At 72.2% G+C, this 25364-nt stretch carries 22 protein-coding genes; 9 read left to right on the plus strand and 13 right to left on the minus strand.

The window, feature by feature from the left end:
- Window positions 1-33: 33 nt before the first annotated feature.
- Window positions 34-2751, minus strand: a complete 2718-nt coding sequence (locus tag OQ02_RS31745) for an exo-rhamnogalacturonan lyase family protein (protein WP_033442332.1) — start codon at window positions 2749-2751, stop codon at window positions 34-36.
- A 265-nt stretch (window positions 2752-3016) separates the two neighbouring features.
- On the opposite strand from OQ02_RS31745, the gene OQ02_RS31750 reads away from it, so the two are divergent.
- Window positions 3017-4114, plus strand: coding sequence for a LacI family DNA-binding transcriptional regulator (locus OQ02_RS31750; protein WP_033442333.1), 1098 nt, complete (start codon window positions 3017-3019; stop codon window positions 4112-4114).
- 14 nt (window positions 4115-4128) lie between these two features.
- Window positions 4129-4602 (plus strand): hypothetical protein, encoded by a 474-nt coding sequence (locus OQ02_RS31755; protein ID WP_033442334.1) that lies wholly within the window; start codon window positions 4129-4131, stop codon window positions 4600-4602.
- Between the two features lie 35 nt (window positions 4603-4637).
- Here OQ02_RS31755 and OQ02_RS31760 read toward each other — a convergent pair whose 3' ends face one another.
- Window positions 4638-5813: a 4-hydroxybenzoate 3-monooxygenase gene (locus OQ02_RS31760; RefSeq protein ID WP_033442335.1), complete on the minus strand. Its 1176-nt coding sequence runs from the start codon at window positions 5811-5813 to the stop codon at window positions 4638-4640.
- A gap of 102 nt (window positions 5814-5915) precedes the next feature.
- Between OQ02_RS31760 and OQ02_RS31765 the strand changes: the two genes are divergently transcribed.
- Entirely contained in the window at window positions 5916-6680 is a 765-nt protein-coding gene (locus OQ02_RS31765) for an IclR family transcriptional regulator (RefSeq protein WP_033442336.1), read from the plus strand.
- Between the two features lie 9 nt (window positions 6681-6689).
- Here OQ02_RS31765 and OQ02_RS31770 read toward each other — a convergent pair whose 3' ends face one another.
- Window positions 6690-7415: a class I SAM-dependent methyltransferase gene (locus OQ02_RS31770; RefSeq protein ID WP_033442337.1), complete on the minus strand. Its 726-nt coding sequence runs from the start codon at window positions 7413-7415 to the stop codon at window positions 6690-6692.
- A 173-nt stretch (window positions 7416-7588) separates the two neighbouring features.
- Here OQ02_RS31770 and OQ02_RS31775 point away from each other — a divergent pair, with 173 nt between their 5' ends.
- From OQ02_RS31775 to OQ02_RS31795, 5 genes are all read left to right on the plus strand, one after another.
- The gene (locus OQ02_RS31775; RefSeq protein WP_033442338.1) at window positions 7589-8335 is read left to right on the plus strand and encodes an IclR family transcriptional regulator; all 747 of its coding nucleotides are present in this window, start codon (window positions 7589-7591) and stop codon (window positions 8333-8335) included.
- Window positions 8336-8442: 107 nt separating this feature from the next.
- A complete protein-coding gene (locus OQ02_RS31780; protein WP_197043587.1) occupies window positions 8443-9456 on the plus strand; it encodes an Ldh family oxidoreductase in 1014 nt (337 codons plus the stop codon).
- Window positions 9453-10811, plus strand: coding sequence for an MFS transporter (locus tag OQ02_RS31785; protein ID WP_033442340.1), 1359 nt, complete (start codon window positions 9453-9455; stop codon window positions 10809-10811). The genes OQ02_RS31780 and OQ02_RS31785 overlap by 4 nt, the downstream gene beginning before the upstream one ends.
- Complete coding sequence (locus OQ02_RS31790; protein ID WP_051773043.1) at window positions 10808-12160, plus strand: mannitol dehydrogenase family protein; 1353 nt, start codon at window positions 10808-10810, stop codon at window positions 12158-12160. The genes OQ02_RS31785 and OQ02_RS31790 overlap by 4 nt, the downstream gene beginning before the upstream one ends.
- Window positions 12161-12925, plus strand: coding sequence for an SDR family NAD(P)-dependent oxidoreductase (locus tag OQ02_RS31795; protein ID WP_033442341.1), 765 nt, complete (start codon window positions 12161-12163; stop codon window positions 12923-12925).
- Between the two features lie 174 nt (window positions 12926-13099).
- Here OQ02_RS31795 and OQ02_RS31800 read toward each other — a convergent pair whose 3' ends face one another.
- The 10 genes from OQ02_RS31800 to OQ02_RS31845 form a co-directional block, all read right to left on the minus strand.
- The gene (locus OQ02_RS31800) at window positions 13100-13996 is read right to left on the minus strand and encodes an RNA polymerase sigma-70 factor (RefSeq protein ID WP_033442342.1); all 897 of its coding nucleotides are present in this window, start codon (window positions 13994-13996) and stop codon (window positions 13100-13102) included.
- 172 nt (window positions 13997-14168) lie between these two features.
- Window positions 14169-15227, minus strand: a complete 1059-nt coding sequence (locus tag OQ02_RS31805) for a tetratricopeptide repeat protein (RefSeq protein WP_156077442.1) — start codon at window positions 15225-15227, stop codon at window positions 14169-14171.
- A 216-nt stretch (window positions 15228-15443) separates the two neighbouring features.
- On the minus strand, window positions 15444-16184 hold the full coding sequence (locus OQ02_RS31810; RefSeq protein WP_156077443.1) for a hypothetical protein: 741 nt from the start codon (window positions 16182-16184) through the stop codon (window positions 15444-15446).
- 20 nt (window positions 16185-16204) lie between these two features.
- Window positions 16205-16579, minus strand: a complete 375-nt coding sequence (locus OQ02_RS31815) for a hypothetical protein (RefSeq protein WP_033442345.1) — start codon at window positions 16577-16579, stop codon at window positions 16205-16207.
- A gap of 252 nt (window positions 16580-16831) precedes the next feature.
- Window positions 16832-17752 (minus strand): Gfo/Idh/MocA family protein, encoded by a 921-nt coding sequence (locus tag OQ02_RS31820; RefSeq protein ID WP_033442346.1) that lies wholly within the window; start codon window positions 17750-17752, stop codon window positions 16832-16834.
- Entirely contained in the window at window positions 17749-19899 is a 2151-nt protein-coding gene (locus tag OQ02_RS31825) for an alpha-galactosidase (protein ID WP_081916085.1), read from the minus strand. The genes OQ02_RS31820 and OQ02_RS31825 overlap by 4 nt, the downstream gene beginning before the upstream one ends.
- Before the next feature lie 46 nt (window positions 19900-19945).
- Complete coding sequence (locus OQ02_RS31830) at window positions 19946-21121, minus strand: ROK family transcriptional regulator (RefSeq protein WP_033442347.1); 1176 nt, start codon at window positions 21119-21121, stop codon at window positions 19946-19948.
- A gap of 9 nt (window positions 21122-21130) precedes the next feature.
- Complete coding sequence (locus OQ02_RS31835) at window positions 21131-22003, minus strand: carbohydrate ABC transporter permease (protein WP_033442348.1); 873 nt, start codon at window positions 22001-22003, stop codon at window positions 21131-21133.
- Window positions 22000-22947, minus strand: a complete 948-nt coding sequence (locus tag OQ02_RS31840; RefSeq protein WP_197043588.1) for a carbohydrate ABC transporter permease — start codon at window positions 22945-22947, stop codon at window positions 22000-22002. Before OQ02_RS31840 ends, OQ02_RS31835 begins: the two co-directional genes overlap by 4 nt.
- Window positions 22948-22964: 17 nt before the next feature.
- Window positions 22965-24356, minus strand: a complete 1392-nt coding sequence (locus OQ02_RS31845; protein ID WP_033442350.1) for an ABC transporter substrate-binding protein — start codon at window positions 24354-24356, stop codon at window positions 22965-22967.
- A gap of 215 nt (window positions 24357-24571) precedes the next feature.
- On the opposite strand from OQ02_RS31845, the gene OQ02_RS31850 reads away from it, so the two are divergent.
- Window positions 24572-25360 carry a sugar phosphate isomerase/epimerase family protein gene (locus tag OQ02_RS31850; RefSeq protein WP_033442351.1) on the plus strand — a complete coding sequence of 263 codons (789 nt, stop codon included), beginning with the start codon at window positions 24572-24574 and terminating at the stop codon, window positions 25358-25360.
- Window positions 25361-25364: the final 4 nt, after the last annotated feature.

Raw genomic sequence — 25364 nt, forward strand, 5'->3', positions numbered from 1 at the left:
CCTGTGCGGGTGACGTCCGGACGGGTGGCCCCACTACGCGGGAAGGCTGTCTCCCACCAGGGCGAGGCACTGGATGGCGGCCAGGCCGTACTGCGAAGAGGCGTTGGTCGAGGCGAAGGGCGCCTCGTCGACCGGCTTGAGCACCGCCGGCCCCTCCAGCCGCGCGGACGTGAACTCCAGGGTGCGCGGGTAGCCCGCGTGACCGGTGTCGAACTCCTTCCAGGCCCGCGCGGCCAGGGTCGCGTCGCCGAGCTTGGCCGCGGCGTAGGCGGTGAGCCGGGAGTGCGCCTGGCGCAGGTTGAGGCTGCCCCAGGACTTGCCCGTCTCGGCCTGCTGCTCGGCGGCGGTGCCGTTGTAGAGGCGGCAGTACTGCAGCCAGGCCTCGGTGAACTGCTCGTCGCCGGTGAGGGAGACGAGCTCGCTGCACGCCTCGACCAGCCCGAACACCGCGCCGAGCGAGCCGACGCTCACCGCCGGTTCGGCGGGCTTGAAGGCGCCGTCGTCGAGGTCGTACAGGCCGCTGCCCTGCGCGAACCCGTTGGGCATCGCGGCGATGGTCCGCATCCCGTTGAGCAGCTTCTCGCGGGCGACCGGGTCACCGCCGCGCTCCCACTCGGTCAGCCAGGCGAGCGCGAGGCCGCTCCAGTCGGTGCCGGTGCTGACGCCGAGCGCGTGCGGGTCCGGCTCGTACGGCGCGGTGCGGATCTTCCGGATCGGGTCCAGCGCCAGGAACGCCTTGTCGGCGTCCACGAGGTCGCGCATCAGGTCGCCGGTGCGTTCGTCGGCGGTGAGGAAGTAGAGGAAGCGCCGGTAGCCCGCCGTGCTGATGCGCAGCTGCTTGGCGCTGTCGGCCCAGTGCTGCACTCCGTGCCGCGTGCCCAGGTCCTGCCACTTGCCGAGGTGGTAGACGTCGACCTCGCCGGTGTGCCGGGTCATCGCCTCGGCGAACCGGAACGCCTCGGCGCTGCCGGTGCGCAGGTAGTGGTACCAGAGCCACAGGTCGGGCGACAGCTCGGAGTTGGCCCAGGCGTAGCCGCCGACGTCGTAGCGCCACACGTGCCGGTCGGGGTCGTAGGTGTGCATGATGTCGCCGTAGTCCCAGAAGCCGTACCAGGACCGCTGTTCGACCTGCCTGCTGTGGAACTCGAACAGGAAGTCGAGGCGGTCCTCGACGCGGGTCCTCGCCGGGGTGGAGCGGTCCACCGGCGACCAGTCGCCGAACACGCCCGCCGCGTGCATGTGCGCCGGTGACGCGACGACGAGGGGTGGCGTGCGCACCGCGTCGGTCAGCTCCGCGATCCGCTCGGCGGACGGGGTCGCGCCCAGCGCCCAGAACACCAGCTCGGTCGTGCGCGCGATCCCGTACGGGGTGCCGAAACCCGGCTCGTGGTCCTCGTAGGTGATCTCCAGGCCTTCCAGCTGCTCCGGGTAGGTGTCCTGGCCCATGCCGTCGTGGTAGAAGCGCAGGTCCATCGCTCCGGCGTCGGGCGACCACAGCCACACGGTGACCTCGGCCGTCTCCCCCGCCGCGCCCCGGACGTCGAGCCGGGTGGGGTTCAGCTGCCAGAAGTTCCGCATGCCGAAGGCGAAGCCGCCACCGGGTCCGCCGACGTAGCCGAGCCCGCCGGCCCGTCCGCCGGAGTCGACCGGTATCCAGCCGTGGCCCGCCTTGGTGCGCTTGCGGATCTGGAAGCCGTCGGCGGTGACCTGGCGCAGCGAGTAGTCGCCGAAGGCGGGGACGAGGTGCAGCCGTGAGCTGACGCGGGTGTCCCACGTCTGCACCGGCGGGGTGGCGCGGCCTTCGACCTGTGCCTTGCGGACCGCCGCGCCGGGGTCGCGGCGCAGCCCGGTGATGCCGCGCACCGCTTCGGCCAGCACGCCGTCGCCCGAGCCGGCGAAGCGCACGTGCCGGTCGTGCAGCTCGTCGCGCAGCGGCACGTCGAACCGGATGCCCAGGCCCCGCAGGAAGTCCTTCTTCTCGTCGCCGTCGAACACGAAGCTGTGCACGGCGCGGATGCCGTCGCTGCCGGCGTAGAAGTACAGGCGCACGGTGAACGGCAACCAGGTACGGTCGCCGTGCCGGTGGCCGCCCTCGATCCTGACCACGGCGCGGACCGGACCGGACGACTCGACCGTCACCTTGTCGGTGCGGCCGGTGAACTTCTCGGGCTTCGCGGTGCTGTCCTCGTCGCCCGGCTCGTCCTGCCGCAGGCACACCAGCCTGCCGTTCTTCGCGATCTCGCGGTCGCCGCGGTGGAGGGCGCGGACCAGCTGGTCGCCCTTCTTGGCGATCACGCACCGGATGGCGCCGGTGTCCACCTCGACGTGGTCGGGGCGGTCCTCGACCGTCACGGCCGTCGCCGGCGCGGCGGGCGTTCCGGCGGTGAGCACGTACTGCTCATCCGGTGCCACCTCGGTGCCGATGGCGTGGGCGGTCCACTTGAGCGAGCCGTCCGGCCAGTACCCGGTGGGCCACGTCTGCACGGGCACCGGCTGACCGGCCGCCGTGCGCAACGCGAAGGACTGGTCCGCGGGCACCGTGCCCCTGGGCCAGGGCACGCCCCAGGTCGAGCCGGCGGCCAGCTGCCGGGGCGTGCCGCCTTCCAGCCACTTGAGCCGGACGCCGTCGTCGATCAGACCGCTCGCCGTCCGGGGTGCGGCGTGCGCCTCCCCCGCCGGCCGGGCGAGGTGACCGGCGGCGCCGACGGCCGCCGTGCCGAGGAGGAGGTTGCGTCGGGAGATCATCGCCATGAGGGCTCCACTGGGGTGGGCGTTGCTCCGGGAAGTGGCGGGATGTTTAACCGTTTACCGTCGCCCAGATCGCAGCATGACCTGCAATGCATGTCAAGGGTGGGCGGCGGTGAAAGGATACGGTTACAGGCGGGAACGTCAGCAGGGGTCTGTCTGGCGTGCAGCCCTCGAACCGGCGTACCGGCGAACGATTTGACACCAGGGCAGTCAGCCGGAAACATCGCGTGTAAGCGGTTTACCAGCTGGTTTCACGGCAGGGGGCGGGATGGTCCGGCGCGCGGCGTCCGACGACCAAGGGCGGCGGCCGGTCACGATCCGGGACGTGGCCGCGCACGCGGGGGTGTCCGTCGCGACCGTGTCCCGCATCCTGTCCGGCACCTACCCCAGCGCGCCCGCCACCCGCACCAAGGTGCTGCGCGCGGTCCGCGAGCTGGACTACGTGGCGAACGCGAACGCGCGCGGGCTGGCCGGTGCGAGCAGCCGCAGCGTCGCGATAATCGTCAACTCCGTCGTGTCGCCCCACTACGCCCACGTCGCGCAGGGCGTGCAGACCCAGGCCGCGATCGAGGGCAAGCTGTGCATCGTCGGCACCACCGGCGGTGACGCGGAACGCGAACTCGCGACCGTGCAGCTGATGCGCGAGGAGCACGCCGAGTGCGTGATCCTCGTCGGCAACGTGGTGGCGGACGACGCCTATCGCGAGCGCATGGGCGACTACGCCCGCGCGCTGGCGCTCGCCGGATCGCAGCTGGTCCTGTGTGGACGGCCGACGCTCGGTCCCGACGTGCCCGCTCTCGTGGTGGAGTACGACAACACCGGCGGCGCCTACGCCATCACGAGCCACCTGCTGTCGGCCGGCCACCGGCGTATCCTGTTCCTGGGCCGGCGGGACAGCTACACGACGCCGGAGAGCCGGATCGCGGGCTACCGCAAGGCGTTGGCCGACCACAACGTGCCGCACGACCCCGGTCTGGAGGTCGTGGGCAGCATGGAGCGGCGCGAGGGCCACCGGATGATCAACGAGACGCTGGCCGCCGGGCCGCGTGACTTCACGGCCGTCTTCGCGGGCAACGACCTGATCGCGGCCGGTGCGCGGCAGGCGTTGCGGGAGCACGGGTTGCGCATACCGGAGGACGTCTCCATGGTCGGCTTCGACGACCTCCCGCCGTCCGCGGACATCGACCTCACCACCGTCCACGTGCCGCACGAGGAGCTTGGCCGCACCGCCGTGCGGATGGCCCTCGCCCGTGCGCGGGACAAGTCGGACCCGGCCGAGCACGTCATGCTCGGCACCCACATCGTCGTCCGCGACTCCGTCCGGCCCCTCATCCGGCCGGACGCCAAGCAGCCGGATGCCGAGTAGGAGGTTGCGCGGTCATGGCCGGAGGTTGGAACAGCAAGTCCGACCGGGTGGTGCCCGAGCACCGGGGGCACGACTGGCCCGTGGGCGCCGGCAACCCGTTCGACCCGGAGCTGCCGTGGCCGGGTCGGCTGTACTGGGCGCGGGGCAAGCCGTCGCGGGTGTTCCCGGCCGACCGCGAGCCCACCGGCGATGAGCTGTACGCGGCGATCCCGATGGGGTACACGACGCTGGCCACGTTGGAGCGGCTCGCGCTGTTCCGGCGCGGGGTGCGGCTGCGCGGGTGGGAGCAGGGCTCGTCGGCGAAGGCCGATTTGATGGGGTACCAGCCTTACCAGGTGATGCTGCCGCCGGACGACGAGGGCCGGTACCAGCTGGTCGGGGTGAGCTGGCCGGAGCGGTACGCGGTGGAGGCCGCCGGGCAGCTGTCGGCCCGGGTCGACGGCCTCGTCCTGCTGTGCCGGGTGCTCAACCACAGCAACTGGCACTGACCAGACCGGCGCGCGGCGATTCGGCGTAGGCGGGCTCAGGGTTCGATCGGCCAGCCGGTGTAGGCCTCGGCCAGGTGGGTGGCGGCGGCGGTGGTGGCGGTGAGGAGTTCCAGTTCGCCCAGTTGCCGCTTCAGGTCGAACACCGATCCGGCCGGGTCGGTGTGCAGCATCGAGGTCATCCACCACGAGAAGTGCTGGGCCCGCCACACCCGCCGTGACGCGGTCGGGCCGTAGGCGTCCAGGAGATCCGTGGAGCCGGTGGCGAAGTAGCTGTCCAGCGCTCGGGCGAGTACCACCACATCCGCCACGGCCAGGTTGAGGCCCTTCGCCCCGGTGGGCGGAACGGTGTGCGCGGCGTCCCCGGCCAGGAACAGCCGACCGTGCCGCATCGGCTCGCAGACGTAGCTCCGCATGGGGATCACGCTGCGGTCGAAGATGGGGCCTTCGGCCAGGGTGAACCCGTCACCGGCGACGCGGGCGCCGAGCTCGGCCCAGATCCGGTCGTCGCTCCAGTCCTCGACCCGCTCGTCGGGATCGCACTGGAAGTACATCCGCTGCACCTCCGGCGTCCGCGTGCTGATCAACGCGAAGCCCCGCTCGGAGTGGGCGTAGACCAGTTCGTCGGACGACGGCGGCGCCTCGACCAGGATGCCGAACCACCCGAACGGGTAGGCCCGGAAGTGGTCGGCCCGCTGGTCGTCGGGGATCGTGCGCCGGCTGACACCGCCGGACCCGTCGCACCCCGCGATCACGTCGCACCCCAGCTCGACCGGGGTGCCGTCGGCCTCGGTGAACGCGATGACCGGCTTGTCCGAGGCGACGTCGCGCAGCGACACGTCGGCCACCTCGAACCGGATGTCGGCACCGGTCGCGAGTCGCGCGGCGATCAGGTCCTTGAGCACCTCGTGCTGCGGGTAGAGCCACACCGCCCGGTCGGCGAGGGCGGCGAAGTCGATCCGGTGCCCCTCCCCGCCGAACCTCAGCTCGATCCCCTCGTGCCGGGCGCCCTCGTCCAGCGCCCGCTCCCCCGCGCCCATCGCGGTCAGCAACTCCACCGTGCCCTGCTCCAGGACACCGGCGCGCATGGTCTGCTCGATCTCCGCACGGCTGCGCGTCTCGACCACCACGGAGTCGATGCCGCCCTCGGCCAGCAGGTGGGACAGCACCAGCCCGGCGGGGCCCGCACCGACGATTCCGACTTGGGTTCGCATGGGGTCGACTCAACGGCCACGGCGACGCGATCGCCAGTTACGGCTTCCACTGGGTGGAAACGGTGCGGATTCCGCGACCGGCCCGTCGTTACGTTCACCGGCATGGCGGACGGGACGGCCAGGGGTTCGGTGACGGGGCGGGCGCTGGCGCTGCTCGGCGCGTTCGACGCCGCGCACCCCCGGCTGAGGATCACGGAACTGGCCCGGCGCGCGAACCTGCCGCTGGCCACGGCCCACCGGTTGGCCGCCGAACTGGTGTCGTGGCGCGCGCTGGACCGCGACGCCGACGGCGGCTACAGCATCGGCCTGCGGTTGTGGGAGGTGGCCACGCTGGCACCGGTGGCCGGCCGGCTGCGCGAGGTCGCGCTGCCGTTCATGCAGCACCTCTACGAGACGACCCACGAGAACATCCACCTCGCGGTACACGACGGGTTCGACGCCCTGTACGTGGAGAAGCTGTGCGGCCACCGCTCGGTGCCCGTCATCTCGCGGGCCGGGGCGCGGCTGCCGATGCACCCGACCGGCGTCGGCAAGGCGCTGCTGGCCCACGCCGGCGGCGAGTTCGTGCACAGCTACGTCGAACGCCCCCTGCCCCGCTTCACGGCCTACACGATCACCGAACGGCCGCGCCTGCTGCGCGAACTGCGCACCACGGCGGACCGCGGGTACGCGCTGACCAGCGAGGAGATGACGTTGGGGTCGTGCTCGGTCGCGGTGCCCATTCCCGGCGCCGGGCCGGAACCCGCCGGCGCGCTGGGCGTCGTGGTGCGGTCGGTGCGCACCGACCTGGCCCGACTGGTGCCCGACCTGCGGACCGCCGCCGACGGGATCGCCCGGACGCTGGGCGCGCTCGAACCACGGCGCTGACCGGCCGGGTCAGGCTCGCAGGACGGCGGCGCGCACGTCCCGGTGGGGTGGGCGGACCGGGGTGAAGCCGGCGTCCTCCAGTTCGGCGGTGACGGTGGCGCGCGAGGCGGGCCAGACGGTGAACGCCTCGTGCTCCTCGCGGACCAGGGTGCCGGCGCGGTGGACGCGGTAGGTGTAGTGCAGCCGCTGCACCCCGTCCTCCGGGGTCGAGGTGACGTGGGCGCTGTACACGTCCTCACCCGCGTGCACGGGCGGCAGGCGCCACTGACCAGGTCGTTCCAGGGACTCCGGGGGCGGGTCGAACAGCAGGAGGCCGCCGGGGACGAGGGCTTCGGCCAACGCGCGCCAGGTGGCGCGGCGGTCCTCGGGCGACAGGCACTGGACCACGTTGGCGGCGACGGCCAGGTCGGCGGACCGGTGCAGGCGGAAGTCCTGGGCGGGGCACGGGTGGACGGTGACGCGGGCACGGTCGCGTGGGGCCATCCCGGCGAGGCGGTCGAGCAGGAACGCGCGCATGGCGTCGGCGGGCTCGATGGCGTGCACGGGCGCGGTCGTCGCCCTGACCAGGACGTCGGCGACGATGCCGGTGCCGGCTCCGACGTCGATGACGCCCGTGCGGGCCCGTCGGGCGGCGGCGCCGAAGCGGTCGCGGGCACGGGCGTGGTCGCGTCTCTCCTGGAGGACGTCGTAGAACTCGGCCGAGACGTCGTAGGCGGCGGTGACAGCGGATTCCATGGGTGCGTCCGTTTCGCGTTGCGGTGCGCGGCCCGTGGGACCACGGTGGGCCGTCGGGGTATAGCCGGCACCGGGCGTGGTGATCCGCCGTGCGCACCACGTTCACCCGATCGGGTGACTGTCACCTCACCGTGGTCCGTCGGCGGTGATCGAACCTGGCCTACATTGAGCCGATGACTGGCGACGCACCGCTGTCCGCGGCCGAGAAGACGCTGAGCGTCCTGGAAGCGCTCGCCGACCACTCGCGCATCGCCGACATCGCCGACGCCTCCGGCCTGCCCAAGGCGACGGTGCACCGCATCCTGCAGACGCTCGTCCAGCGCGATTTCGCCCGCGCCGACGGTCGGGGCGGCTACCTCGGCGGCCCGCGCATCCTCAGCCTCGCCGGCCGGTTCCTCCAGCGCCTGGACGTCGCCGAGCACGTCCACCCGACCCTGCGCGACCTCCAGCAGCGGACGGGGTGGACGGTCCACCTCGCGCTGCTGTCCGGGGACGAGGCGGTCTACGCGGCCAAGCTGGAAGGCGCGCGGCCGTACCACCTGGCTTCGCGGGTGGGCATGAGCCTGCGCCTGCACTGCACGTCCATCGGCAAGGCGATCCTGGCCGCCATGCCCGACGACGAGGTCCGGGCGCTGGTGCGGCGCACCGGTCTGCCCGCCCGCACCGAGCGCACGGTCACCGACGCGGGCGCGTTGCTGGCCGAGCTCGCGGAGGTCCGGAAGCGCGGGTACGCCGAGGACCACGAGGAGAACGAGACCGGGGTGCGGGCGGTCGGCGCGGCCGTGTTCGACCACACCGGCGAGGTGATCGGCGGTGTGTCGACGGCGGCCCTGGTCGATCTCGCCGAGGCACCCGCCGACCTGCCGGAACTGGTGGTGCGGGCCGCCGCCGACGTGTCGCGCGCACTGGGCGCGACCTGAGGCCCCTGAACCGAACCAGCCTGTGACTCGCTTCACAAAGGGGTCGGGCCGTGCCATCGTGGGGCCATGGCGATGGAACTCCGTTCCGTCAGGCGGAACATATGAAGGTGACATCGAGCGAACTGGTGAAGCTCGCGGTGCGCGTCCTGCTCGACGCCGGGACGACCCTCGTCGACGCGAGGACCGTCGCGGAATCCCTGGTCGAGTCGAACCTGACCGGCCACGACTCGCACGGCGTGCGGCGGCTCGTCGACTACGTCGCCCGCATCCGCGACGGCCGGATCGACCCGCGCGCCCGCCCCGACGTGGACCACCCCCGGCCCGGTTCGGTCGTGGTCCGCGGCAACCGCGCCCTGGGCCGGATCGCCGCGGGCGCCGCGACCCGTGAGCTGCGCGCCCTCGGCCGCACCCACGGCAGCGGTGTCGCGGTGATCCGGGACTGCAACCACGTCGGCAGGCTGGCCGAGTACGTCGGCTTCCTCGCCGAGCACGACCTGGTCGCGCTCGCGTTCGGCAACGCCGATCCGAGCGTCGCCCCCTTCGGCGGGCGAACCCGGCAACTGGGCACCAACCCGCTCGCCTGGGCCGCGCCACGGGCGTCGGGCCGGCCGCCGATCGTGGTGGACTGGGCGACCTCCGGCGTGGCCGAGGGCAAGCTCGCGGTGGCCCGCGACCGCGGCGAGCGCCTGCCCGAGGGCCTGGTGCTCGACGCGCGCGGCCGACCGAGCACCGAGCCCGGTGACTTCTACGCGGGAGGCGCGCTGCTGCCGTTCGGCGGGCACAAGGGCTACGGCCTGAGCGTGCTGATCGAGGTGGTCGCCGGGCTGCTGACCGGCATGGGCATCGGTAGCCTCCCCGGCTACGGCGGCGGGTTCGGCACGGTGCTGGTGGCGATCGACATCGGCTCGCTCACCCCGGTCGCGCGGTTCCGCGAGCAGGCGGAGCTGTTCTGCCAGGAGCTGAACCGCACCCCGCCCGCCGAGGGCAGCACCGAGGTGCTGGTGCCGGGTGAACCGGAGGCACGCACCCGTCGCGCCAGGTTGCGCGACGGCATCCCGATTCCCGAGGAGACCTGGCACGAGCTGCACGGTCTCCTCGGGGCGAAGGAGGAGACGACATGACCGGAGCCGCCGACAGCACCGCGGCCGAGCTGACCCCGGAGCGCAGTGACCGGACCGGGGGACGGCGACTGCGCCGGGTCGTGGGCGCGTCCGTGGTCGGCACCGCGTTGGAGTGGTACGACTTCTTCATCTACGGCTTCGCCGTGACGCTGGTGTTCAACGAGCTGTTCTTCGTCACCGCCGACCCGGCGACGGGCGTGATCGTCGGGTTCGCCACCTTCGGCGTCGGTTTCGCGGTCCGCCCCCTGGGCGGGTTCGTGTTCGGCCACCTCGGCGACCGGATCGGACGCCGGGCCACGCTGGTGATCACCACCGTGGTCATGGGCGTGTCGACCGGGTTGATCGGCCTGCTGCCGACCTACGACTCCATCGGCATCGCCGCGCCCGTCCTGCTGACGGTGCTGCGGATGTGCCAGGGCCTCGGCGCGGGCGCGGAGTTCGGCGGCGCGTCGACGTTGCTGGCGGAGCACGCGCCACCGCACCGGCGAGGCTTCTTCACGTCGTTCGCGCAGACCGGCGTCCAGATCGGCCTGCTGTCGGGGACCGCGGTGTTCCTGCTGGTCGAGACGCTGCCCCGGCAGACCGTGCTGGACTGGGCGTGGCGCGTCCCGTTCCTGTTCAGCTTCGTGCTGATCGCGGTCGCGCTGTACGTGCGGCTGCGGGTCGACGAGTCACCGGTGTTCCAGCGCATGGTCCGGCAGCGGACGACGGTGAAGCTGCCCGTGTTCGAGGCGCTGCGCCGCTACCCGCGCAACTTCCTGATCGGGATCGGCGCGCACATCTGCGACACCGCGGTCGTGTACATCTACGCCACCTACAGCCTGGCCTACATCACCAAGTCGCTGGCGCTTCCGCGTTGGGTGGCGCTCACTGGCGTGGTGGCGTTCACCTTGGTCGTGATCGTGCTGCAACCGGTGTACGGGGCGTTGTCCGACCGGATCGGGCGGCGTCCGCTGAACCTGTTCAGCGTGGTGTTCACGGCGGCGTTCGCGTTCCCGTTCTTCCTGCTGCTCGACACCCGCGAGCCCGTGCTGATCTGGCTGGCGCTGGTGGTGGCCACCGCGTTCGGCTTCGCGCCGATGATCGCCGTGCAGCCGGTGTTCTACGCCGAGCTGTTCGGGGCGCGGGTCCGCTACACGGGGTTCGCCGCGTCCCGCGAGATCGGCGCGGCACTGGCCGGGTTCTCCCCGCTGGTGGCCGCCGCGCTGGTCGCGCAGGCGGGTGGACGGGGCTGGCCGGTGGCCCTGTGGATGATCGGCACGGCGGCCGTGTCGTTCGTGGCGTTCCTGCTGTCGAAGGAGGGCAAGGACGTCGACATCGCCGCCTCCGACCACACCGGGGAGGCCGCGCGGTGAGCCGGCCCCGGCTGTCCGCCGCACGCCTGCCCGAGCGGTTCGCGGCCGACCTGCCCCGCGCGGCGGTCGGCATCGTCCACATCGGACTGGGCGCGTTCCACCGGGCGCACCAGGCGGTGCTGACGCAGGAGGCCGTGCGGGTGTCGCCGGGGCCGTGGGGCATCTGCGCGGTGGCGCAGCGCAACGCGCGGTTGCGCGACGCGCTGGTCGAGCAGGACCACCTGTTCACCGTCACCGAGCGGGGCGACCGCGACGACCGGTTGCGCGTGGTCGGCAGCGTGCGGGAGGTGCTGCTGGCCGTCGAGCAGCCCGACCGGCTGGCGACCGTGCTGTCCGAACCGGACACCCGGGTGGTGACGCTGACAGTCACCGAGGCCGGGTACCGGCACGACCCGGCCACCGGGCGGTTGCGCGCCGACGACCCGGACGTGGCGGCCGATTTGGCGGGCGGACCACCGCGCACGCCGGTCGGGCAGCTCGTCGGCGGGCTGCGTCGCCGCCGTGAGCGCGGGCACCCCGGCGTGACCGTCGTGTCGTGCGACAACCTGCCCGACAACGGCCACCTGGTCGGTGGCCTGGTGCGCGAGTTCTGCGCCCGGCGCGGCGAGGACGACCTCGTCGACTGGGTGGACGAGCACGTGCGGTTCCCGTCCAGCGTGGTGGACCAGATCGTGCCCGCGACCACCGAGGACGACATCGAGCGCGTCGCGGAGGCGCTGGGGCTGGAGGACCGCGCCGCGGTGGTCGGCGAACCGCACCGCAAGTGGGTGCTGGAGGACTCCTTCGCCGCCGGACGCCCGGCCTGGGACGAGGTGGGCGCGGAACTGGTGACCGACATCGCGCCGCGCCAGGCCGCGAAGCTGCGCCTCGTCAACGGCACGCACTCGGCACTGGCCCACCTCGGGCTGCTCGCCGGGTGCACGAGCACCGCGGACGCGCTCGCGCGCCCCGAGTTCGCGCACTACGCCGAGCGCCTGCTGCGCACCGAGACAGGTCCCTCGCTGCGCCGCTTCGGCACGTGTCCGGACGAACGGGCGGTCGAGGCGCTGCTCACCCGGCTGGCCAACCCGCGGATCGCCCACCGGCTCGACCAGATCGCCACCGACGCCCAGCGCAAGCTGCCGCAACGCCTGCTCGACCCGGCGGTGGACCTGCTGGTGGCGGGCGTCGAGCCGCGCCTGATCTGCGTGGCCGTCGCCGGTTTCCTGCACCAGCAGAACTTCCGCGTGATGACCCTGCCGCTCCCCCTGCGCCAGTCGCGCGTGTTCCGCACGCTGCTGGCCGACGCGGTGCGCCGGATCGACAACGACGGGGTGACCGCCACCCTGCGCGGGATCGGGAGGAGCTGAATGGACCTGCACGACACCGTCGCCGTCGTCACCGGCGGCGGCACCGGCATCGGCCGGGCCACCGCGCTCGCGCTGGTCGGCGGGGGTTGCCGCGAGGTCGTGGTGACGTACTCGCGGTCCGAGGACGACGCGGAAGCGGCCGTGGCGGAGCTGACCGCGGTGGGGTGCGAGGCCGTCGCCGAACGCGTCGACGTGGCCGACGAAGGGCAGGTGCGGGCGCTGGCCGATCGGGTGCGGGCGAGGTTCGGGCGGGTCGACGTGCTGGTCAACAACGCGGGGACCACGCGGGCCGTGCCGCACGCCGACCTCGACGCCCTCACCGACGACGTGTTCCACCACGTGCTCGACGTGAACGTGGTCGGCCCGCTCCGCGTCACCCGCGCGTTCGCCGACGACCTGCGGGCGGCCCGCGGCGCGGTGGTCAACGTCGCGTCCATCTCCGGCTACCGCGCCGGCGGGTCGTCCATCGCCTACGGGGTGAGCAAAGCCGCCCTGCTGCAACTGACCCGCAACCTCGCCGTGGCCCTCGCGCCGGACGTGCGGGTCAACTCCGTCGCCCCCGGCACCGTGGCCACGCGCTGGCAGACGTCGCTGCACGGCGAGGCGGGTTTCGCGGAGCGGGCGGAGGCCGAGCGGCGGACCGTGCCGCTGCACCGCACCGCCGAGCCCCGGCACGTGGCGCAGGCGGTGCTGGGGCTGCTGACCATGGACCTCGTCACCGGTGAGGCCGTCATCGTCGACGGCGGCAAGCACGTCGTGTACTAGCCGCCCCACCTCCCGGTGCGCTGTCGCCGGTGCGGGTCGGACCGGCAGGTTCTCGGGCAGGAAGGGCACCACTCCCCGGCCGAGGCCGTACTCGGCGTGCAGGGTCTGCTCGAACGCCATGGCGAGGTGGTGCTCGCCGTACGCGTTGGGCTGGTAGGTGCCTCGACGGCCTGATCAGCGGGTCACGGCGGTCTCCTGCTCCACGCGCGAGAGCTTCTCCGGGTTCCGCACGTAGTACACCCCGTTGATCAGGCCGTGCTCGATCCGCATCGCCAGGACGCCGTCGATCTCGCCGTCCAGCCGCATGATCAGGGCCGGGCAGCCGTTGACCTGCACCTGCTCGAACGAGATCCGGGCGCTGAACTTGGTGATCCCGCCGGCCAGCACGCGAGCCGCCCGGTCCGCGCCCAGGACGGGCTTCGGCATGGCCTGCTTGACGCCGCCGCCGTCGCTCAGCATGACGACGTCCGGGGCGAGGATGTCGATCAGGCCCTGGAGGTCACCGGTCTTGACCGCCCGTTGGAAGGCGTCGAGCGCCGCTCTGGTCTCGGCCGGTGACGCGATGTCGCGCGGTCGGCGCGCGGCGACGTGCGCCCGTGCCCGGTGCGCGATCTGGCGGACCGCGGCGGGCGTCTTGTCGACGGCCTGCGCGATCTCGTCGTAGTCGAGGTCGAACACCTCGCGCAGCACGAACACCGCCCGCTCGACCGGCGCCAGCGTCTCCAGCACCAGCAGCATCGCCATCGAGACGCTGTCCGCCAGCTCGACGTCCTCGGCCACGTCGGGCGCGGTGAGCAGCGGTTCGGGCAGCCACGGGCCGACGTACGACTCCTTGCGCCGGCCGAGCGTGCGCAGCCGGTTGAGCGCCTGACGTGTGGTGATGCGGACCAGGTACGCGCGCTGGTCGCGGACCGCGCCGAGGTCGACGCCGGCCCAGCGCAGCCACGTCTCCTGGAGGACGTCCTCCGCGTCCGCCGCCGAGCCCAGCATCTCGTAGGCGACGGTGAAGAGCAGGTTGCGGTGGGTGACGAACGCCTCGGTGGCGGGGTCCGGACGGCTTTCCTCGCTCATGCCCGGGTGGCTCCTGTCTGGTCGCTTCCGTCTGTCCCCCACTGGACACCGGCCACCACCATTCTGTGACACCGCGGGCAGGTCCCACCGAACGCCGCCGGGACCGCCTCCCGGACCGGGCTCGTCCGTCCCGGAACCTCGCCGTCGAGCACGTCTACGGCGGCCGGCCTGCTCAGCGCGGCACGGGGAGGTCGAGTTTCTGCCGCAGCTCCGCCAACCCTCCCGTGCGAGGTTCGTCCCGGCTGTCCTCGACGTGGACGTAGAGCGCGAGGACGAGCCGGCGGGCGCGCTCGTACCGTTCGTCGCTCCACGTCTTCAGGCGCTCCAGGCCCGCGTGCACCGGTTCGAAGTCCGCCGGGAACAGGTTGAAGCCGACGTCGACCAGCGAAGGACTGCTGATCTCCTTCTGGTACATGGCGGACTCGAACGGCTGCCGCACCACGTCGCCCTCGCTCACGCCGGCGGCTTCCACCTGGTCGTAGACGAGGTCGAGGCCGAGGGCGTCGCCGGCCAGCAGCTCGCCGAACCGCAGGGCGATCCAGGGGTACAGGCCCTTGTCGCCGTCCCTGGCCGGGTGGGACTCGCGGTGCGCGCGTTGGAGCACGGTGGCCGCCTCGTTCCTCTTGCCCTGCCCGATCAGCACGTGGCCTTCGAGGTAACGCGCATAGTCCGCGGACACGTCACCGGACATCTTTTTCACGTCCGTCAACAGCTTCAGGGCCGCGGTCTCTTCTCCGCTCTGGAGCAGCAGGTTGCCGAGCAGGAGACAGGCCACGGCCCGCGTCCCCGCGTCGTTGTCGACCTCGACGGCCTCCTCGAACCCGGTCCGGGCGGTGGCCGGATCACCGGTGAGTTGCGCCGCGAGGTTCCGCAGGAGCACCTCGCCGGAGGTCGAGGACGAGTAGTCCCCGAAGGCCGGGGTGAGCATCACCGCGGCCAACGGGCCCAGCCACGGATCTTCTCCCGCGGCCACCTGCTCCAGCCACGTCCGGCAGGCGCCGTCGAGCCCACCCTCCCGGAGTTCCAGGCCTGCCAACGCCATCGCCGCATGACCGGACGAGGCGGTGCGGCCCGCGCCGGCGAGCGTGGTCAGCAGCGCCCGCGCTGCCGGGAGGTCACCTGCCCGGTACGCCGCCAGCCCGCGCTCGACCTCGTCCGGCACCGGGCTCACGGGATCCGGGGGAAGTGGGAGCGCGCTGCCGTCGGGGCCGAGAAGGGAACGGTCGGTCATGTCACTGCTTTCCCTCGAGGACGTTTCCAGGCGAGGGTGCCACAAGGGTCCGACAGTTCTCGCGAAAGCGCGAAGAAGGTCGATCTTCGTCGCATGCGTTCACCCAGGTCTCGGAAAACGTTGCAGGGCCACGGCACGCACGATCACGTCGCGCTCACGACGCTCCTGGATGGACGCACGACGCGGCTGCCCGCTCACCTGAGTGCCGTCGCAGTACTAGGGCGACTGCCTGGCGCTTTGCCAGGTGGTGAAGGTGAAGGCGATGTGCTGCTCGGCCGCCGACGGGACGTGCGTGAGCGAGAGGGCGGCGAGGTTGCCCTGGTCGGTGCGAACGCACAGCGTTCCGCCGACACGCAGGTCGTACGCGTCGAGCAACACCTTCGACCACGCGTCGGCCGCGATGCGGGAACACCGTTCGAAGTCGGAGCCCCCGCCGTCACCGGCGACCGCGAACCGGGGCGACCCGTGCGTCATGGCGTTCAGCTGCTGTCCGGTCGCGGACGGGCTGAGGTCGACGCCGGGGACGTCCTGGAACCTCGCCTGCCCGATGTCGAGGTCGATGCCCTGCGCGTTCGCCAGGTTGGTGAACCCCTCGGCGACGATCGGCGGCTCGTCGGTCTGGGGGTCGAAGATCCGGATGCCGAACATGCCGAGGGACACGACGAGGAGGAGGCCGAACTCGACCGCTCTGCCGCGCCGGGCGAAGAACCCCTCGCCGCCGTCCCGCTTGGTGATCGCGTGGTTCCCCAGCATGACCAACGCGGCCAGTGCCGCGAAGGCGCCCAGTGCCGCCGTGACGGTGTTCTTCCCGTGGGACTCGTACCACTGCGACAGTCCGCTCAGGTCGGCCGCGATCGCGATGGCCGCCGCCGCGGCGGCGAAGTAGATCGCGACTCTCCTCAGCGCCCGCATCGCGACCCCGCCGGAGGGACACGCGGTTCCCTCGGACCCCGTCACGGTCGTCTCGTCGGGCCGCGTCACGGTTCGTACCGGATCGCGTAGGTCAGGTCGAGGCCCGGCCCGCCCTCGACCACGGGTGACTTCGGGTGGAGGATCGCCAGGTTGCCCTCACCGGTGCGCACGCAGAGCTCGCGGTCGCCCGCCTGCCGGTCGAGCCCGTCGACCTCGCGCAGGTAGTCGGTGTCGGCCAGGGCGGCGCAGCGGTCGAAGTCCTCCCTGCCGAGCCCGTCGACCCAGGCGACGCCGGCACGGGGGTCCGAGGACGTCACGACCAGCCGCCCCGGGAGCATCACGGACACGTCGGCGCCCGGGTCCCGCGCCTGCCGGGTGGTGCGCCCGCAGTCCATGTCCAGGCCCAGCCCGAACTTCAGCGGCAGCCCGCTCCGGCGCACCGGACCCTTGTTCCGGTTCTCGACGCAGGCGTCGTCGGTGGGTCCAGCGTTCGGGGGCGCGGTCGAGGAGGAGGCAGGTGCGGTGGTCGAGGGCGGGGTCGTCGCCGTCGGTGAGGCGGACTCCGCCGGGGCTCCGCAGCCGACTAGGGCAACCAGGGCACAGCACAGCACGAGATCGCGGGGCGGCCGGTTCGTCACCTCCGCAGAGTATCGAATTGATCACTGTCCGTGCATGATTTCGCGGCGCGTCGCTCAGCCTTCCTTGGCCGCGTCACGCACCCGGCAGCACAGTTCCTGCGTGCGCAACGCGTCGGCGTAGTCGCACACCAGCCGGCTCGGGTCCTGCTCCCGCACCGCGGCGAGGAACCGCTCGTCGGCGATGACGAGCGGGTCGCGGCCGATCGGGGTCTCGTGGCTGCCGTCGGCGTCCTCGCGGCGCAGCACCTTGTTCGTCAGCGTCAGCTTGCGGCCCTCGCAGTGGAACTCGATGCCGGCGTCCACCGTGGCGTGCAGGACGCAGGTCGCGGTGAACACGGCCAGCGGCCCCGAGTCGAACGCGAGGGTGGCGGCGCTGACGGTGGCCACGTCCAGGTCCGGGTGGTCGGGATCGGGCGAGTGCCGCGCGACGGCGTGGACCACGTCGGCCTCACCGAGCAGGAAGCGGGCCAGGTCGTACAGGTGGGTGGCCTGTTCCACCACCTGTCCCCCGCTCTCCGCCTCGACCCGCCACCACGGCACCGGCGGGACGAGGCCGTGCCAGGCGGCGCGCACCAGGTGCGGCGGCGTCTCGGCGAGCATCCGGCGCAGCTCCGGCAGGACCTCGAGACCACGCCAGTAGTAGCCGACGCCGACGATCAGTCCACTGTGGATGGAAGCGGCGATGCGGCGCGGCACGTCGAGGTCGTTGCCGATCGGCTTCTCGACGTAGAACGGGACGCCGCGGTCGATGAGCGCGTGCTCGATGTCGCCGTGGGCGTGCGGCGGCACGCAGACCCAGGCCGCGTCCACGTCCTCGTGCGCCAGCAAGTCCGCCGTGTCACGGTACGCACGACCACCCCAGGGGACCGACGCGCCGGACCGGCTCACGTGGCCGACGATCTCGGCGCCCAGTCCCGTCAACGCCGCCGCGTGCCGTCCGGCGATGTAGCCGGTGCCGATCAACGCCACCTTCACCGGTCCTCCTCCACGGCCTGCCAGAGCTCGACGCGGCTGCGCCAGTCCTCGGTGTGCCCGGGTGGCGGCGGTGGCGGGAACGCCGAGGACAGGCCCACCGCCATCAGCGCGGCCCCGGTGGTGATCACCCCGTCGTGCTCACGCCGGTAGTGCCGCTCGGCGTCCAGCCCGCGCAGCCTGATCCGGCGCGGACCTTCGCCCGCGACACCGCGCACCTGGTAGACGAACACCACCGTCTCGCCGCGGTCACGGGACACGTACTGCACGGCGCACGGCTCGTGGTCGGACGGCGCGACCAGCCAGTGCTGGTCACCGTCCTGGATCGTCGGCCGCAGCCGCTTGTACTCGGCGATCAGCTCACGGGCCCGCTCACGGTCGCCCTCGCTCCACGCCAGGACGTCACCGGAGATGCCCAGCACGCCCTGCATGGCGACGTGGAAGCGGAAGTCCAGCGGGGTGGTGCGGCCGGTGGTCGGTTCCGGGGTGTCGGCCACCCACCCGACCATCGCCCTCGGCGCGTAGGCCCGGCTGAAGCCGTGCTGCATCCGCAGCCGGTCGCCCGGGTCGGTGTTGTCGCTGACCTGCGCCATGTCGGTCAGGCCGAGGATGCCGAGGTCCACCCGGCCGCCACCGCCCGCGCACGTCTCGATCATCAGGTCGGGGAACTCCGCGCGCAGCCGTGCGATCACCTCGTACACGCCCCGCACGTGGCGGACCCACACCTCGCGTCGCCGCTCCTGTGGCGCCTGCGGCCAGCCGACCTCGGTGTACGGGCGGTTGTGGTCCCACTTGACGAAGTCGATCCGGTGGTCCGTGAGCAGCGCGCGGAGCTGCGACAAGACAGCTTCCCGCACGTCCTGCCTGGCGAAGTTCAGCACGAGCTGGTTGCGCGACATCGTGGGTTCGCGGTCGGGGAGGTGCAGCACCCGGTCGGGGTGTGCCCGGAACAGGTCGCTGTCCGGGTTGACCATCTCCGGCTCCAGCCAGATCCCGAACCGCATGCCCAGCCGGTGCACCTCGTCGACGAGCTGCGCCAGCCCTTGCGGGAACTTCGCCGGGTCGACCGTCCAGTCGCCGAGGCCGGCGTGGTCGTCGTTGCGCGCGCCGAACCAGCCGTCGTCCACGACGAACAGCTCGACGCCGAGTTCGGCCGCCCGGGTGGCGAGCTCGATCTGGTGCCCGACCTCCACGTCGAACGCCGTCGCCAGCCAGGTGTTGTAGTGCACCGGAGGCGGCGTGCGGCGGTGCCGGGCGGGCAGCACGTGCTCACGCTGGTAGCGGTGCAGCACGCGCGCCGCGCCGTCCAGGCCGTCGTCGGTGTAGCCGCAGGCGAGGGACGGCGTGCGGAAGTCCTCACCCGGTTCCAGGTGCCACGTGGAGTCGAACGGGTCGATGCCCGCGACCACGTGCAGCGCGTCGTTGCGCTCGGTCTCGAACACGATGGACCAGTTGCCGCTCCACGCCAGCGCGCCGAACCAGACCGGCCCGTCCTCGCCCGCCCGGGTGACGGCGAACCAGGGGTTGGCCTCGTGGCTGGTGAACCCGCGGCGACTGCCGACCACCACCTTGCCCGCCGCCAACTCGCGCCGGGTGAGCTGGTACTCGTCGCCCCACCGCCCGTTCAGCGTCCACGACTCGTAGCGGGCCGGTGGCAGGCCGAGCACCGCGCTCGCGACCCGTTCCAGCCGCAGCGGGCTCGTTCCGCGGTTGCGCACCCGCACGTCCCGCACGACGATGCCGTGCTCGGCGAGCACCGCGAACCGGTGCTCCACCACCAGACCGGCGTCCTCGAAGACCAGCGTGAGGACGTCGTCCTCGATCCGGTCCTCGCGCCAGGTCAGGCGGGACACCGACGATCCGTCCTCCCGTGCCACCACCAGGCCCGGTTCCTTGTACGCGCGGTCGCCGTACGTCGAGCAGGCGAGCGGGACGCCGTCCATGAAGTGGGCCTGCGACGGCCGGTTCCACGGCGTGTGCGGCAGGTACGAGTCACCGCCCAGGCCACCGCCGTCACCGCCCCAGTGGTCGAGCATCAACGCGCCGCCGTCCGCGACGGACAGCAGCATCGCGTTCCGGGCGGTCCTCAGCAGCCACGCCGGTCTTCCGGCGCAGGTGGTCCGCGTGACGGCAGGGGTGTCGGCAGGCATCGCTCTCCTTGGGGTGATCGCCCGGGTCGAGAGGGAGGAACGCACGTCAGGCCGGTTCGGGGAGCAGCCGGGCGTCCACGGCCTCGGCCGAGAAGACCTGGTCGATCACCATGTGCCGGGCGCCGTGCACACCCGCCCGGTCGCCGAGCCGGCTCTCCACCACGGCCATGCTGCTGGTCAGCGCCGGCACGGTCCGCTCGTACAGCCGCTCGCGGACGCCCACCAGCAGGTGTTCGCGGGTGAGCGCGAGGTCGCCGCCGATCACCACGACGGTCGGGTTGAGCAAGGCGACCGCGGTGGCCAGCACCTCGCCCAACAACCGGCCGGCGTCGCGGACCAGCGTGACGGCGTCCGGGTTGCCCTCGTCCACGAGGCGGACGACGTCGCGGCTGGTCCGCGCCTCGATACCGCGTTCGGTGAGCTGGCGGGCGAGCGCCGTGCCGCTCGCGTGGGCCGCCAGGCAGCCCGTGGCGCCGCACCGGCACCGCGCGCCGTCGACCGGTCGGGAGATCCGGATGTGCCCGATGTCGCCGCCCTGCCCGGTCGCGCCCCGTTCGGGCCGGCCGCCGAGGATGACGCCCGCGCCGATCCCCGTGCCCACCTTCACGAACAGCAGGTTGTCGACGTCCGGGTACCGCTCGCGGACCTCGCCCAGGCCCAGCAGGTTGGCGTCGTTGTCCACGAACGCCGGGCAGCCCAGCGCGTCGGACAGCGTCTTCGCCACCGCGACCCCGTGCCAGCCCGGCATGATCGGCGGCTGCACGGGCCGCCCGCTGCGGAAGTCGACGGGAGCGGGCAGGCCGACGCCGATCCCCGCGAGCTGGGCCCGGTCCCGTCCCGCGTCCTTGAGCAGGTCGCGGAACCGCCGCACGACGGTCTTCAGCACCACGTCGGGTTCCTGCCCGACGAGCAGGTCCTCGGTGCGCTCGGCGAGCATCCGGCCTCCCGCGTCGGTCAACGCGAACCGGGCGTGCGTCGCGCCGAGGTCGGCGGCCAGGACGAGCTTGTCGTCCTCCTCGAACGACAGCACCTCGGCGGGCCTGCCCGCGGTGCCTCGCCGCTGCTCGACCGCGCGGATGTAGCCCGCGGCGATGAGCTGGCTGAGCCGCAGGGCCACCGTGGAGCGGGACAGCCCGGTGAGTTCTTGCAGGTCGCGCCGGGTCTTCACCCGCCCGGACCGGATGAGCACCAGGATTTCCCCCGGTGACGCCGTGAACGCCATTCGCGCGGCCTACCCCTTCTCCGCACCGCTGGTCAGACCCTGCGAGAGCAACCGCTCGGTCAGGAAGAACAGCAGCACGATCGGCAGCGTGATGACGACCGACCCGGCCATCAGCACGGTCGTGGAGACCTCGATGCTGCCCGACAGCTGCGCCAGACCCAGGGACACCGTCCACCGGTCCCGCCGCTCGACCAGGAACAGCAGGGCGAACAGGAACTCGTTCCAGGCGATCATGAACACGAAGATGCCGGTCGCGATGACGGACGGCAGGGCCAGCGGCAGGCTGATCCGGCGGATGACGCCGACCCGGCTCAACCCGTCGACCAGGCCCGCTTCCTCGACGCTCGGCGGGATCGTCTCGAAGTAGTTCTTGAGCATGTAGATGGCGACCGGCACGGTCTGCGCGATGTACACCAGCACCAGACCGATCAGCGAGCCGCGCAGCTGCATCCGCGTGAGCATGACGAACAGCGGGATCGCCAGCACGATGCTCGGGAACAGGTACACGACCAGGAACAGCGAGCTGACCTGTCGACGGCCGAAGAACTCCAGCCTGCTCACGGCGTACGCGCCGGGGATGGCGATCGCCAGCGCCACGACCACCGACGCGGACGCGACGACGGCGCTGTTGCCCAGCAGGCTGAGGAAGCCCTGGCCGCCTTCGGTGACCGGCCGCAGCACGTCGGCGTAGGTCGAGAGAGTCAGCCCGCCCAGGTCGGGGAACAGCGAGTCGGGCCGCCGCAACAGGTCCTCGATGGGCCGCAGCGACAGCATGAGCATGTAGTAGAACGGCAGCAGGGTGGCGACCAGGAAGAACACGATCACCACCGGGCGCAGGACGCCGAGCACGGCCCGCTCCACCCGGTCACGCGTCCACGTCACGGCTTCGCTCCTTCCCGGCGGCGCAGCAACCACAGGTAGGCGCCGAGCAGCACGACCAGCACGGCGGCCAGCAGCACCGACTGGGCCGCGGCGGCGCCGACGTTCCGCTGCACGGTCAGCAGCTCGTACACCCGCACGCTCACCACCTCGGTGCCCGCCGCGCCGCCGGTGAGCAGGAAGATGTCGTCGAACTCGTTGAACGTCCAGATCGTCCGCAGCACCACGAGCACGGCGATGACCGGCATCAGCTGCGGCAGCACGATGTGCCGGAACCGCTGCGTCGGCGTCGCGCCGTCGACCGTCGCCGCCTCCTCCAGGTCACCGGGCAGCGCCGACAGCCTGGCCAGCAGGAACAGGAAGGCGAACGGGAAGTACCGCCAGCCCTCGAAGGCGATCACGGTCAGCAGCGCGGTCGGCACCGGGACGTCGAGCCCGAACAGCGTGATCTCACCGCGCGCCTGCGAGAGGAACGCGATCGGGTCGTCCCACCCGAACAGCTGCTTCCCCCAGCTGTTGACGATGCCGAACTCGGGGTTCAGCAGCACCTTCCAGACGAACGTGACGGCGACGACCGGTGCGACGTAGGGGATGAGCATCGCGGCGCGCACGAAACCCCGGCCGGGGAACGGCCTGCGCAGCGCGAGCGCCGCGATCAGCCCCAGCGAGACCGCGACGAACGTCGAGCCGGCGGTGTAGAAGACCGTGGTGCGCAGGCTTTCCCAGAGCACGTCCGACGCGAACACGCGCGCGAAGTTGTCGAGCGTGAACCTGTCGAACAGCCCCATCCGGCCGACGTCGATCAGCCGGACCCGCTGGAACGCGATGAGCACCGACCACGCCAGCGGCACGAGCACGACCGCGAGCACGATCACCAGGGTCGGGGTGAGGAGCAGCAGGCCGGTGCGCGCGTCCTGCTGCTTCACCGTGCGCCCGCGCAGTGGCACCTGCGACGACGGCACGCTCAGCCGCCGAGTTCTTCGGCGATGGTGGCGGCCTGCTCGTTCGCCTTGGCCGCCGCGGCGGGCGCGTCACCGCCGCCGTTGACGACCTCGGCCAGCGCCTTCGGCACCACGAGCTGACCGGCGACGGCGCCCGCGAGTTCGCCCTTGCCCTGGTTGAAACCCCACCGCCGGAACGTCTTCGGGCTGTCCTGCACCACGCGCAGCGTCTCGGCGTCGTAGAACTCCGACAGCGGCGCCTTGGTGTCGACGCCGACGTCGAGCCCGCGCCACATCTCGGCGTACTCCTGCGGGTTGTCCTTCGTGCCCGCCCGGACCGGGACCTTGCCCTCCGGCGCGATGGCGAGCCAGTCCCGGTACCCGTCGCTCATCAGGTACTCGACCAGCTTCTTGGCGTCGTCGGTGGCGGCGTCCTTCAGCACGGCGAACGACGCGGTCTCGCCGAAGGTCGTCGGCTTGCCGCCGTCCGGCCCGGTGAGGCCGGCGACCACACCGGTGTTCCTGGCCAGGAACGCGGAGTCGGCCTGGCACTCGGGGCACGTCGGCAGCGCGTCGTCGCGCAGGCCGGCGAGCTCGTCGAGCAGGTACGACGACCAGATCACCATCGCCGACCGGCCCGCGAAGTACGTCGCCCGCGTGGTGTCGACATCCTGGTTGCCTGCCACGGAGTGGCCCTTGACGAGGTCGCCGTAGAACTGGAAGGCCTTGACGCACTGCGGGCTGCCCAGCGCGACCTCCCCGTCGCCGCCGACCAGTTCGCAGTCGTTGGCGAGGGCGAGGTGCTCGAACGTCTGGTGGGTGAACACGTCGGCGGGCGTCGTGCTGGCCGTGATGCCCGCGACGTCACCCTGGTCCAGCCGCTCGGCGGCCTTGCTGATCGCGTCGAACGTGGTCGGCGGCTCCAGTCCGGCCTGGGCGAAGAGGTCCTTGCGGTAGAAGAGGAGCTGCGCCCAGCCGTCACTCGGGACCACCAGCTGCGTGTCCCCCGAGCGGGTCAGGTCCAGTGACTGCTTGGCGAACGTGTCCACGCCGAGGCCGTCCACGACCTGCTTCGCGGCATCCGTGTCGAGCAGGTCGTCGGTGCGCAGCTGGCTCATGATCGGCAGCGAGATCGAGCCGATCACGTCGGGCAGCTCACCGGACGCGGAGGCCGACGTGAGCACGGTCGTGAGCTGGTTCTCGGCGATCGCCACCAGCTTGGTCTCGATGCCGGTCTTCTCGCTGAACCGCGCCAACAAGCGTTCCTGCGCCTGCACGCGGTCGGCCGTGTCCTCGATGGTCCAGAAGACGAGCGGTCCGTCCGCTCCCCCGCCGGAATCGCCGCTCCCGCAAGCCGCCAGCACCAGGGCGACAGGCACCGCGGCGGCGAGCACGCGCAGTCCTCGTCCGGTCATCGTTGCTCCCTTCGGGTGGACCGCGACCTCTCACGGGCATCACCGGTCGCATCAGTGGCGCCACTGAACACCCCGGTTTGTCCCGTGACAACCACCAATGCGCTCGTGACTTCGGGGCCGTATCCGCTCGTGCGCAGGCGTTCGGCGGGCCGCGGCGCGACCGGGATCGGGATGCCGCATTGTTGTTCTGACTGATCGCGGGATTAATGTCCGCCATGCCGCAGTGGAAGATCGCCTGCCAGGAGCAGCTGCTGCCGGGAGCCTCGATCGAGGAGAAGTGGGAGTTCGCGCAGTCCGCGGGCTTCGACGGCATCGAGCTGCGCACACGGGACGACGAGGCGTTCGAGGCCAGGCTGGGCGTGCTGAAACGGGCGGTCGGCCGCGGGGTCGTGCTGCCCGCGGTGTGCCTCGACGGGCTCGCGCTCGGCGGGGACGTCGACCGGTGCGCGGACGCGTTCCGCCAGGTGGCCGCGAAGTTGGGGGTGATCGCGGCACTGGGCGGCCGGGTGGTGGTGGCCCCGGTGTCCGACGGTCGCCTGCTGCCGGTGCCGAGCCAGCGTTCGTCCACAGAGGACTACCAGACGTTGTCGGAAGGGCTGCACCGGCTCGCCGAGCGGGCCGGGCGGGAAGGCGTGTCGATCTGCCTGCAACCGGTCAACCGGTACGAGGGGCACCCCGTCAACACGCTGGACCAGGCGGCGGGGCTGTGCCGCGCGGTCGGGACGCCGTCGGCGCGCGTGGCCGCGGGCACGTTCCACATGAACATCGAGGAAGCCGACCCGGCCGGTGCCCTGTTGGCCGCCGGTCCGTGGCTGGGGCACGTCGAACTCGCCGACTCCAACGGGTTCGAGCCGGGTGCGGGCCACGTCGACTGGTGGGCGGCGTTCGCGGCGCTCGACGCGGCGGGGTACGACGGGTGGGCCGGCTTCGCGTGCCGCCTGTCCGGTCCGCCCGAGTCCGTGCTGCCGGCGTCGGTGAGCCTGCTCCGGCAGGCCGGCGGGTGATGCG

Origin of the sequence: Saccharothrix sp. NRRL B-16314 (assembly GCF_000716595.1) — a bacterium.
Taxonomy (GTDB): domain Bacteria; phylum Actinomycetota; class Actinomycetes; order Mycobacteriales; family Pseudonocardiaceae; genus Actinosynnema.

What these genes read in the sequence shown, in the direction of transcription:
- OQ02_RS31775 (WP_033442338.1), top strand. Translation starts at nt 7,589, where the DNA reads ATGACTGGCGACGCACCGCTGTCCGCGGCCGAGAAGACGCTGAGCGTC.
- OQ02_RS31755 (WP_033442334.1), top strand. Translation starts at nt 4,129, where the DNA reads ATGGCCGGAGGTTGGAACAGCAAGTCCGACCGGGTGGTGCCCGAGCAC.
- OQ02_RS31770 (WP_033442337.1), bottom strand. Translation starts at nt 7,415, where the DNA reads ATGGAATCCGCTGTCACCGCCGCCTACGACGTCTCGGCCGAGTTCTAC.
- OQ02_RS31805 (WP_156077442.1), bottom strand. Translation starts at nt 15,227, where the DNA reads ATGACCGACCGTTCCCTTCTCGGCCCCGACGGCAGCGCGCTCCCACTT.
- OQ02_RS31765 (WP_033442336.1), top strand. Translation starts at nt 5,916, where the DNA reads ATGGCGGACGGGACGGCCAGGGGTTCGGTGACGGGGCGGGCGCTGGCG.
- OQ02_RS31745 (WP_033442332.1), bottom strand. Translation starts at nt 2,751, where the DNA reads ATGGCGATGATCTCCCGACGCAACCTCCTCCTCGGCACGGCGGCCGTC.
- OQ02_RS31760 (WP_033442335.1), bottom strand. Translation starts at nt 5,813, where the DNA reads ATGCGAACCCAAGTCGGAATCGTCGGTGCGGGCCCCGCCGGGCTGGTG.
- OQ02_RS31825 (WP_081916085.1), bottom strand. Translation starts at nt 19,899, where the DNA reads ATGCCTGCCGACACCCCTGCCGTCACGCGGACCACCTGCGCCGGAAGA.
- OQ02_RS31845 (WP_033442350.1), bottom strand. Translation starts at nt 24,356, where the DNA reads ATGACCGGACGAGGACTGCGCGTGCTCGCCGCCGCGGTGCCTGTCGCC.
- OQ02_RS31750 (WP_033442333.1), top strand. Translation starts at nt 3,017, where the DNA reads ATGGTCCGGCGCGCGGCGTCCGACGACCAAGGGCGGCGGCCGGTCACG.
- OQ02_RS31800 (WP_033442342.1), bottom strand. Translation starts at nt 13,996, where the DNA reads ATGAGCGAGGAAAGCCGTCCGGACCCCGCCACCGAGGCGTTCGTCACC.
- OQ02_RS31785 (WP_033442340.1), top strand. Translation starts at nt 9,453, where the DNA reads ATGACCGGAGCCGCCGACAGCACCGCGGCCGAGCTGACCCCGGAGCGC.
- OQ02_RS31850 (WP_033442351.1), top strand. Translation starts at nt 24,572, where the DNA reads ATGCCGCAGTGGAAGATCGCCTGCCAGGAGCAGCTGCTGCCGGGAGCC.
- OQ02_RS31795 (WP_033442341.1), top strand. Translation starts at nt 12,161, where the DNA reads ATGGACCTGCACGACACCGTCGCCGTCGTCACCGGCGGCGGCACCGGC.
- OQ02_RS31830 (WP_033442347.1), bottom strand. Translation starts at nt 21,121, where the DNA reads ATGGCGTTCACGGCGTCACCGGGGGAAATCCTGGTGCTCATCCGGTCC.